The 10,995-nt window shown below is 45.2% G+C and carries 10 protein-coding genes; all 10 read right to left on the bottom strand.

What is annotated here, in order from left to right; translation table 11 throughout:
• Positions 1 to 215: 215 nt before the first annotated feature.
• Positions 216 to 2,012, bottom strand: coding sequence for an FTR1 family iron permease (locus RT064_RS09515; protein WP_313063061.1), 1,797 nt, complete (start codon positions 2,010 to 2,012; stop codon positions 216 to 218).
• Between the two features lie 62 nt (positions 2,013 to 2,074).
• Complete coding sequence (gene efeB, locus RT064_RS09510) at positions 2,075 to 3,415, bottom strand: iron uptake transporter deferrochelatase/peroxidase subunit (protein WP_313063060.1); 1,341 nt, start codon at positions 3,413 to 3,415, stop codon at positions 2,075 to 2,077.
• Between the two features lie 79 nt (positions 3,416 to 3,494).
• Positions 3,495 to 4,397: an iron uptake system protein EfeO gene (gene efeO, locus RT064_RS09505; protein WP_313063059.1), complete on the bottom strand. Its 903-nt coding sequence runs from the start codon at positions 4,395 to 4,397 to the stop codon at positions 3,495 to 3,497.
• Between the two features lie 197 nt (positions 4,398 to 4,594).
• Entirely contained in the window at positions 4,595 to 5,350 is a 756-nt protein-coding gene (gene pstB, locus RT064_RS09500; protein ID WP_248107246.1) for a phosphate ABC transporter ATP-binding protein PstB, read from the bottom strand.
• Positions 5,351 to 5,411: 61 nt separating this feature from the next.
• Positions 5,412 to 6,281, bottom strand: coding sequence for a phosphate ABC transporter permease PstA (pstA, locus tag RT064_RS09495; protein ID WP_313063058.1), 870 nt, complete (start codon positions 6,279 to 6,281; stop codon positions 5,412 to 5,414).
• A gap of 17 nt (positions 6,282 to 6,298) precedes the next feature.
• Entirely contained in the window at positions 6,299 to 7,249 is a 951-nt protein-coding gene (gene pstC / locus RT064_RS09490) for a phosphate ABC transporter permease subunit PstC (protein WP_036593090.1), read from the bottom strand.
• Positions 7,250 to 7,389: 140 nt separating this feature from the next.
• A complete protein-coding gene (pstS, locus tag RT064_RS09485) occupies positions 7,390 to 8,535 on the bottom strand; it encodes a phosphate ABC transporter substrate-binding protein PstS (protein ID WP_313063057.1) in 1,146 nt (381 codons plus the stop codon).
• 362 nt (positions 8,536 to 8,897) lie between these two features.
• On the bottom strand, positions 8,898 to 9,257 hold the full coding sequence (gene crcB / locus RT064_RS09480; RefSeq protein WP_313063056.1) for a fluoride efflux transporter CrcB: 360 nt from the start codon (positions 9,255 to 9,257) through the stop codon (positions 8,898 to 8,900).
• 19 nt (positions 9,258 to 9,276) lie between these two features.
• Entirely contained in the window at positions 9,277 to 10,338 is a 1,062-nt protein-coding gene (gene tsaD, locus RT064_RS09475; protein ID WP_313063055.1) for a tRNA (adenosine(37)-N6)-threonylcarbamoyltransferase complex transferase subunit TsaD, read from the bottom strand.
• Between the two features lie 50 nt (positions 10,339 to 10,388).
• Complete coding sequence (locus tag RT064_RS09470; protein ID WP_313063054.1) at positions 10,389 to 10,949, bottom strand: hypothetical protein; 561 nt, start codon at positions 10,947 to 10,949, stop codon at positions 10,389 to 10,391.
• Positions 10,950 to 10,995: the final 46 nt, after the last annotated feature.

Below are 10,995 nucleotides of genomic sequence, written 5' to 3'. Positions count from 1 at the left end.
GCACGTTTTATGACCTAGAAGGCTTATGGCAAGGTCAATCGCAGCGCGAGCGTATGGAAAAAACGGCGTAGTATAATAGTCTATAGCCTAGTTTAGACTACACTATTATATAAACTATGCTATGCAAACTATGCGTTATAAACTAGACGCTACAACCAAATGGGTAAACAAGTTTTACCCATTTTTTTATGGCGTTAATTATCTTTGATTAAAGGTTATGCCAATGCAGCCGTTTGCTGACGTTGATGGTTTTTCATCCAAAGATTGATGGCGATTACAATAACAACATAGCCGATTTGTGCCAAAAATGTCTGTAGCGTCGGGTAAAATCCCAACGATTCAATGGCGGGCAAGCGGCTCAGGGCGGTCATCGGTAGATACCCTGTCAATTGCAGCGCGTGCAAACTAACGCCTAAAATCTTAAAGCCCAGTAGATAAATCACCCAAGTTAAGACTTTAAACAACTGTGGAATCGGTAATTTGACCGAGGTTTTTAGCATCACCCAAGCCACTGCTGCCAGTGCTACAAGCGCCAAACCAATCCCGGTTAAAAAATTACTCATGCTGATATTGGGTAGTATACCGACGTAAAACAATATGGTCTCTGCGCCTTCTCGAAACACGGATAAAAAGCTCAATCCAAATAACGACACAAAGCTACCTGCCGTCATGGCTTGTCCCATATGACGCTTGATATAAGCGTTCCATGATTGGACGGATGATTTGCTATGCAGCCACGCGCCAATGCCAATCATCATAATCACCGCAACGATGCCGATGACCCCTTCAAACATCTCACGATTGGCGGCAGAAGTCACCGCAGGGAATAATAGCTGTAATGCCATCGCGCCTGCGATACTGGCAAGTAAGCCAAAAGCCACACCAGCATACACCCATTTTTTGGCTTTGACTTGTTTGGCAGCGGTTAAAGCCGATAACAGCGAGATGACAATCAATAAGGCTTCCAACCCTTCTCGAAGCAATATCAGCATCGAGTCAACCGCGGTATATTGGGCTGTTGGATTGATTGCTGCCAATTCGTTGATAATCGATTGCAGTGTTTGCTGCTGTTTAGGGTCTTGACCCTTCGCCATGACTAACGGAATTTGACTTTCCACCCGATTATATAGGCTAGGGTTACGCGTTCTGACATCGCCTTCGACCGTTGGCCATATACTAATAAACTCGCCTAACTTGGCTTGACCAGTTGCTGCGTCGTTTGTTTTAAACGCCTGTAAACCATCGCGCAGTAGCTGGATACTATCTGCTAGAGTGACGGTTTGTGTGGTTTGTACAGCAGCTACGTCACCCTTGTTATAACTGTCGATGGCATCTTTTAGCGCAGCAGATTGGGTTTTGATTTGCGCCATATTGATGGGTTGGGTTTCAATCGCCACTCGCATCAGCGCCATGGGTGTTTCGATTTTGCCGTAGTGCCCCATACTGGTATTGCGTACGACCCGCTCATTACCTAGCCAAACGGCATTAAACTGGTTGTAAGCCGCCCGTAACGCTTCGACATCTGTCGGCGCTGCACGTTGTATGACTTGATTAAGATTATCATACGCCGGTACCATTTTTTTGGCAAACTCTTTTCGCTTCGTGCTGTAATCTACAGGATTTTGTTCTTTTTCAAAGGCATATAACGCATTTGACACGGCTGATAAATTGGCTTCTGTGGGATTACTGATGGCTTGCCCAATCGCTTGGCTTGTCTGTTGCCCAAGCGTGGAATTTTTTGCCGTTGCATCTATGGCATCAAAGGCTGTTTGAATTTGTAGAAGGGTGCCCTTGGCTTTTGAGGCATCATTGGCTTTAATCGCCGCCATCGCGTCTGATAGCTTAATAAAAATAGGGCTTAAATTCAGCTTTTTGCTGGCTGGTTGACTCGCTTGCGTCGCTATCTGGGCACTTGCAGGCGTTGGTTGCTGGGCTTGTAAGCCTTGGCTACTGATGAGCAGCGAACTTGCTAGAGCAAAACTTAGCAAGGTTTTTTGGGTGATGTTTATCATGAGTAACTTTTTAACCGTCTATTTAACCGTCTATTTTAAGTGATGGATGTTGCATTTTAACTTTAAGCTTCAAATAATGCTTGTCCAATGTAGCCACCTTGCAGGATACCACCGAAGCAAGCAAATAGCCCACTGCCAATGTGGGTGGTGTATTCATTCATTTTATCAAGACGACCTAGGGCATTTTGGATGATGATAAATTGCTCGGGCGATTTTTGGAATGAAATAAACAGCAGCCCCGAATCAAACTGCCCGGTGGCTGGGTTAATGCCGCTACTGTAAGAATACGAACGGCGTAGCATCTCCACGCCTGTGCGTTTTGCCAGTCCCATGTGGGAAATTTCAGGTATCACTGCTTTACCCTGCGCGTCTTTGGCGTGCACATCAAAGGTGTCAAATTCGCCTTTTTGTCCAATCGCCGCGCCGCTATCACGATGTCGACCAAAGGTATCTTCTTGACCTTTAAGCGAGGTACGATCCCAAGTTTCAAGATGCATTTGGATGATGCGAGTGACCAAATAAGTGCCGCCTTTCATCCAATCAGGCGCGTCCGCCCATAGGTTTTTGTCCACAGCTTTGATGGTGCTTTGGTTGGCAGTACCGTCTTTAAAACCGAATAAATTACGGGGCGTATGATTGCCGGTATCAAACCCAACAAAACCTGACTGACTCCAACGCATGGTAATATTAGAACGCGCTTGGCGAACCAGTTGCCGTACCGCGTGGAACGCCACTTGGGCATCTTCGGCGCAGGATTGAATACAGATATCACCCCCCGTCAAATTTTCTCGTAATTGATCGCGCGGGAACTTGGGCAAGTCTTGGAATTCTTTGGGCTGCTTATGGGTAAGTCCCATCTTTTTTAGAAAACTTGGGCTAATGCCAAAGGTCAACGTCAATCCGTACGCGCCCATGCTGTCTGCTTCGCCTGTGTCGGTCGGGGGCACAAACGGGTTTTTTTCATACGCTTTGATGTTTTTACCTTGCGTCAAATTGGCCGCATAGGTCGTCCAGTCTTTGAACATCTGTTTGACATCGTCGAGCTTATCGGTATGTAAATCCATTACCAAAAAATAAATATTACGCTGTGACGGCGTGGTAATGCCTGCTTGGTGTTCGCCATAAAAATCATATTTGACATCCGCAAAACAATTTTTGGTAGTATTGGCATCACTACCGGCATGTTTAGGATTTTCGTTTTTATCGCTATCTTTGGACTGATTACCATCCAAAGCTTGCAAGTTAGGTAAGTTTTCACTTGGTTTTTGCTGACAGGCTGACACGGCTAAACCTGCGCCTGCGACACTGAGCGCACCAAATTGGCGTAAAAAACTGCGACGATTTGACATTTTTAATCCCACCCCTGTTTCTTGCGCTTGCTTATCTAATTTACTATGTTTCATACTGCCCCTAACTTGATACTTACCTTTTTATGCCGCCCTAAAACCGTCAAGTGAAGCAACTTTTTGCTTCACCTTTGACTTATTGCAATACAATGCCCATCTGCGCTAAGGATTCGCCAAGTCTATTCACCGCTTCGGCTAGCGCTTTGGTATCTGCAGGGGTTAACTCTTTATAAGATTTATAGTCTTGTTGCCCGACTTGGTGTTTGGCAAGTAGTTGGTTGACTGCGTCAAATTTTTGCTCAAGCTCCGTGACTAACGCTGGGTTTTTGGCTTGGATTTTTGGTTTTAAAATGGCAAATATTTTCTCGGCGCCTTCAATATTGGCTTTAAAATCATACAAGTCTGTGTGCGAAAAAATTTCTTCTTCGCCGGTGATTTTGCTCGTTGATACTTCATTGAGCAAATCTACTGAACCTTGCACCATCAAATCGCCTGTGACCTCTGCCGTTGGAATTTTGGCGTGCAACTCTTTGACATCTGCAATCAGTTGTTTGCCCAGTTTTTCGGTGCCTTTGGTGGTATTTTGCGTCCACAAGATTTTTTCAATCGCATGGAAGCCTGTCCATGCTTCATTGGGCTCAAGGTCGGCTTCACGGTTATCGATACGTGGGTCAAGGTCGCCAAAACTTTCAGCAATCGGCTCTGAGCGCTCATAATACATGCGTACTTTTGGGTATAACGCCTTCGCCTCTTCTAATTTACCCGCTTCGAGCAGTGCGACAAATTTTTGGGTATCGGCGAGCAAGCTATCAATTTGGGTTTGTACCCAAGCTTTGTATTCCGCCGTTTCTTTACTCAAATCAACTGAGCTCTGCGCCGACGCTGTGACTGCAGAAGCATTGCTCGTTGCAGGCGCTGTTGCGGCACTACTTGCAGCAGCTGCTACGTCGGTTTTTTGCTCGGTTTTTTGGCAAGCCGTCAAGAGTAATGCAGATATCGTCAGGGGTAATATTGATAAACTAAAAGTACGGCTCAACATAAAACATCCTTAAAACTAAACACGAATAAATAATAAAAAAAATAATGACAATTTGCGAATTATAGTGTAAATGAGAATCGTTATCAATATTTATTTTACGTTGATTGTGCTTAGAAGTTTAGGCAAAAAAATACCCCGCACCAGCGAGGTATTGTGATTGATTAAATGACGCGCAGATCGCCTAATAACCAAATAGCTTAGCCGAATTTACCGGTGATGTATTCTTCAGTTTCTTTACGGTCTGGGTTGGTGAACATTTTATCAGTATCCCCCATTTCCATCATTTCGCCCAAGTACATAAACGCGGTATAGTCAGATACCCGTGCCGCTTGCTGCATGTTGTGGGTGACGATGGCGATGGTGTAATCATTTTTTAGGTCTGAAATCAAATCTTCAATTGAGCCGGTTGAGATAGGGTCAAGTGCCGAGGTGGGCTCGTCTAGTAGCAATACTTCAGGACGGGTTGCCACACCGCGGGCGATACACAGACGCTGCTGCTGACCACCAGACAATGACAGACCCGATGCTTTAAGTTTATCTTTAACTTCATTCCATAGTGCCGATTTTTTGAGCGCCCATTCAACGCGCTCGTCTAGTTCAGCGCGGCTTAAGCTTTCGTACAGACGCACACCAAATGCCACGTTGTCATAGATTGACATCGGAAATGGCGTTGGTTTTTGGAATACCATACCCACGCGAGCGCGCAGCAAGTTGACGTCCACCGATTTATCCAAGATGTTTTGTCCATCTAGGTTGATTTCGCCCGTGGCACTCATGCCTGGGTATAGGTCATACATACGGTTAAAGGTACGCAGCAGAGTTGATTTACCACAGCCTGACGGTCCGATAAACGCGGTAACTTTTTTGTCAGCGATATCGATGTTGATATTTTTAAGGGCTAAAAATTTACCGTAATAAAAATTTAGATTACGAATTTGCATTTTTGCGGTCATGATGAATACCTTAATAAATTTTGTTTGATACTAGCAAATAGCTTTAATCTTCTATTGATCATCAATGTGATGATTGCTCTTTACCACTTAAGGCACGTGCCAAAATATTCAACGTTAATACTGCCAAGGTGATGAGTAACGCACCTGCCCAAGCCAATTGGTTTGAAATAGGGTATGGCTGGCTGGCGTATTGATAAATCACGTTTGGTAAGTTGGCAATGGGTTGACCCATATCAGTGCTAAAGAATTGGTTATTGAGCGCGGTGAATAGTAACGGCGCGGTCTCACCCGAGATACGCGCAAATGCCAGTAAGATACCTGTTAATACCCCAGTTTTGGCAGCTCGCAAAGTAACGGATGTTACCAGTTTCCATTTTGGCGTCCCTAACGCATAAGCCGCTTCACGCAATGTATTAGGAATTAGACGCAGCATATTTTCGGTGGTACGTACCACCACAGGAATAACCAATAGCGCTAAAGCCATTGCACCTGCCCAACCTGAGAAGTTACGGCCTTGTACCATGAGCGCAAAAATAAATAGACCAATCACAATCGAGGGTGCGGATAGCAAAATGTCGTTCATAAAACGGGTGACTTTACCAAGCCAGCTGTTTTCGGCAAATTCAGCCAGATAAATACCTGCCATGATACCAATCGGCGTACCGACTACAAGCCCTAATCCTGTCACCATGATTGAGCCGATAATCGCATTGCGAAGACCGCCGATTTCGTTTGGCGATGGCGTGTCTTGAGTAAAAATGGGCATGGTCAATAACGCATGCGAGCCTGATAAAAACAATTTGAATAAAATTAAACCTAAGAAGGTCAAGCCAAATACAATGGACAAACCGGCAAATACCAGCCCTAAAGCATTACTTAGACGGCGGCGTTTGTAGATGGCGTTGTTACGATTTATATTGGTAGTAGTCATAGTATTCCCCAGCGTCCTTATTTCGTACCCGCATTTTTATCCATACGACTGAGCATCAATTTTGAAATCACCAGTACAATAAAGGTAATGATAAATAGTAAGAAACCTAAATGTAGTAGCGATGATTGGTGCAAGCCTTCAGACTCTGCAAATTCATTTGCCAATGCCGAAGTGATTGACACCCCTGACTGAAACAAACTTGGACTGACGTTATAAGCGTTACCAATAACAAAGGTGACTGCCATCGTTTCACCCAATGCGCGACCCAATCCCAAAATGATACCGCCCATCACACCGGCTTTGGTATAAGGCAACACCACGTATCGCATCACTTCCCAAGTGGTTGAACCCAAACCATAGGCAGATTCTTTAAGCATCTTTGGGGTAATGGAGAAAACGTCACGCATGACCGATGCAATAAACGGGATAATCATCACTGCCAAAATCAAACTTGCGGTGAACAGACCAATACCCATCGGCGCACCTTGGAATAAACGACCCACATAAGGCACATCACCCAAATGGTCAATCAGCCAAGGCTGGATATGCTCTGAAAACCAAGGCGCGAATACGAAAAATCCCCACATACCATAGATAATTGAAGGGATACCCGCTAACAACTCAATGGCAATACCCAAAGGACGTTTTAAAAAATTGGGGCAAAGCTCTGTCAAAAACATGGCAATACCAAAACTTACCGGCACCGCAATCAAAATGGCAATGACAGAAGTCACTAGCGTCCCATAGATTGGTGCGAGTGCGCCGTATACATCCATCCCTGTATCCCAGTCTTTACTGGTATAAAAGTTAATGCCAAACGCTTTCATACTTGGCAATGCGCCAAGAAATAGTGAGATTAAGATACCACCTAACAACAGCAGCACGATAAACGCAAAAAGACGAGTCGCGTTGACAAACAACCAGTCTAATTGTTTTTGCTTTGCGAGTTTTGCGTGTAAATCCGACATAAGAACCCAGCCATCAAAAAATAGTTTTAGTTTACTAATTCTAGAAATTTGAAAAAAAAACGTAGAGCACTAACTTGTTTATTGCTCTACGTATCGTTTGACACGCCTAACCCTGTTAACTGTTAACCATCATCATGAGATTATTTTGCCGCTGACGCAGTTGCTGTGGCAGCCTCTGAGCTAAATAGTGGCTTACCATCAGCCCCTACAACTTTTTTCCACTCGTCACGGAAAATAGCTTTGCTTTCTGCTGAGAATGGTACAAAGTCCAAGGATTTTGCTGATTCATCACCGTTTGAATACGCCCAGTCAAAGAATTTAAGGGTATTTTTGACGTTTTCTGGTCTGGTTGGTTTAGTATGGACTAAGATGAATGTTGCTGCAGAGATTGGCCAGGCATTTGGGTCTGCTTGGTTAGTCAATACGATGTTAAAGCCTGGTGTACCTTTCCAATCTGCATTACCCGCCGCGGCAAAGCTTTCAGCCGACGGTTGTACAAAGTTGCCTGCTGCATTTTTTAGCTGAGTATGCGACATTTTGTTTTGTTTTGCGTAAGCGTACTCAACATAACCGATTGAGTTTTTGGCACGAGCGACGTTACTTGCCACGCCTTCGTTACCTTTACCACCTGCACCTGTCGCAGCGGTTGGCCATTTAATGGATTTATCTACACCTGGACCTGCTTTCCATTCTGGTGATACAGCGGCTAAGTAGCTTGCAAAGTTAAAGGTTGTACCTGAACCGTCAGAACGGAAAATCGTCGTGATTGGCGCATCTGGTAGTGTCACACCTGCGTTTAATGCGGTAATCGCTGGGTCATTCCATTTAGTGATTTTACCCAAGTAGATATTGGCAAGGGTGGCACCGTCTAGTTTTAATTGACCGGGTGCAACACCCTCGATGTTAACAACCGGTACAACACCACCGATAACGGTTGGGAACTGGATTAAACCGCTTTTATCCAACTCTTCTTTGCTTAAAGGCGCATCCGACGCACCAAAGTCAACAGTATTGGCTTGGATTTGTTTGATACCACCTGATGAACCGATTGATTGGTAATTTACTTGACCGCCAGTGGCGTTTTTGAACTCAGCTGCCCATTTAGCATAAATAGGTTGTGGGAAAGAGGCGCCTGCACCTGTGATGGTAAATACGGCGTTTTTGTTGCTACCTGCAGTGCTTGACGTTGCTGAGGCACCCGCTGCTTGATTGTCTGCTTGTTTGTTGCCACAAGCGGTTAATGCTAAGGTCGATGCTATGACAACACTTAATAATGAATAACGCATGGATAGCTCCTAAAAACGTTTTTTGAGTTTACAATGAAACTGCCTGAATGAAATAACTGTCACCAACGGTACGATTTAACTTTCTTTGGTTATTTTTACTAGGATAGCTCAATGCTGACCGATTTAACTGTCATGATAATAACCATAATTCGGTTTGTATAAAAATTGTGTATATGATTACAAAGAAATGTGACAGTATCATGACAATTTGATGACTGACCGATTGCGCACGGTATAAATAGAGTAGATAACTACATTTAACTCGCTTATCGATTTGCAAAGCCTATAAAAGCTTTGCGACTTTTAGCGGTGCATGGGAAAGAAGCGATTAATCATTTAAAGCTTCTTAACTTAACAGCTTCTTAAGTTAGCAGCTTAAGACTGTAAAAACCAATGGCAGTCGCAACCAAGGTTAAAAGCACATGGATGCCAATCAAGGCTAAACCTTGCCATACCTTGCCGCTATTCAACAAAGTAAACACTTCGGCACTAAACGTACTAAAGGTTGTTAGCCCCCCCAAAAACCCGGTGGTGATAAACAGTCGTAAGTTTGGGTGCATCTTTTGGGTGAGTATCAAGGCAAATCCCATCAACAGCCCGCCTAGTACATTGGCAAATAGTGTGCCATAGGGCAACCAAGGATGTACGCTGTTGATTCTGGCTAACCACCAGCGCAGCATTGCCCCAAATCCCGCCCCTAGTCCTATCCACAGCCATGGCATCTTTAAATCCTTGTGGTGGTTATGGGTTAACTGGATTGACAGCAGGCAGCGTTGTCATGTCCCAACGCGGCAAGCAGCTAACCGCTAGCTCATCGTGTTGACCGGCATTCAAGCGCTGCCACCCGGCGAAGGCAATCATGGCGCCATTGTCAGTACACAGGGCAGGCGGTGCATAATGCACGGTGGCGTTGATTTTGGCTAATGCCTCAGCTAGCGATTCTCGTAGTTGTTGATTGGCACTCACCCCGCCTGCGATCACCAGACGTTTCATGCCCGTTTGCTGCAAGGCTTTGACGCATTTTTTCACCAACGTATCGACCATCGCATATTGAAAACTTGCTGCAATATCGGCACGCGTTTGGGCATGCTCAGGATTATGGCTATCGGTTGGATGGTCTTTAATCAAATTATGCACGGCGGTTTTCATCCCACTAAAAGAAAAATCCAATCCTTTACCCAGCATCGGGCGCGGTAATTCATAGGCTAACGGATTGCCTGTTTGCGCCAAGCGGGCAATATTAGGTCCACCAGGATAAGGTAACTCTAGCATTTTAGCAGCTTTATCAAAGCATTCACCTGCGGCATCATCAATCGACTCACCTAATATTTCATATTGCCCAATGCCTTTGACAGCCACCAACATGGTATGTCCACCCGACACCAGCAACGCGACAAACGGGAAATCAGGCGGATTGGCGCCTAATAGCGGCGCGAGTAAGTGTCCTTCCATGTGATGTACGCCAATCGCAGGAATACCCAATGCCATCGCCAAACTGCGACCAAACAATGCCCCTGTCATCAACGCGCCCACCAGTCCAGGACCTTTGGTAAAGGCAATGGCATCGATATCGGTTTTGTTGAGTTGGCAGTCATCCAGCAGTTGCTGCAACAAGGGCACTAATTTACGGATATGATCGCGGCTTGCAAGTTCAGGAACCACCCCACCATACGTCGCATGTAGCGCGATTTGACTATATAGCACTTGCCCGACCAAACCTTGATTGGGTTGGTGACGTTGGTCACTATCAAAAATGGCTAATCCCGTTTCATCGCAGGATGTTTCCAGTCCTAGCACACGCATGGTATTTCCTTAAACGATAAATAAACGTCAACATACCGATGGCAAATTAGTTATTTTTTGCCATCATTGATGATTTTGACAGGAATGGTTAACCCTTTGGCAAAGGGCTCGGCAAAGACGTAAGTGTATTGACTCGGGGCAATTTGCTGGGTGGTATGGATGACAAACGCGCTGTTTTTACCGGCTGTGAGTTCATGTGACACATAGGCAGTACCCAGCTGGTCAAGCACTTTGGATAAGACTTCATTGACTGCCATACCCACCGTTAAGTTGTAGCGGGAGGTTTCATTATCCACATGATACATCTCGGCATACGCTTTGACAGGCTGGCTATCGAGCGCAAACGGGTATTTAAAGCTAGCTTTATCGACTGGCTTAACGCCCGAATCCACCAATGCCCAGTTGATGTGTTTGGGCACACCGTTTTGGGCGGTTTGGGCGGATACGGTACTGGCTGCAGCTACACTGGCAACGTGATGCGGACTTTGAACGCTAGCCACTGTGGCACTTGCTGTGCTGTTTTGCGCTGGTTGGTTATCACTGGCAGGTTGACAAGCCGAGACTAACACCCCACCCATCAGCAAACTTGATGTTATAACTGCTTGTTTCACTGACACGCCTCCAATATATCCAAACTTTTTGTCTAGCTTAGCCTAA

The sequence above is a fragment of the Moraxella sp. CTOTU49097 genome (assembly GCF_032064105.1).
In the GTDB taxonomy this organism is placed as follows: Bacteria; Pseudomonadota; Gammaproteobacteria; order Pseudomonadales; family Moraxellaceae; genus Faucicola; species Faucicola osloensis_B.
Note: the sequence above shows the minus strand (reverse complement) of the source record. Positions and strands in the feature narration are given on the sequence as shown.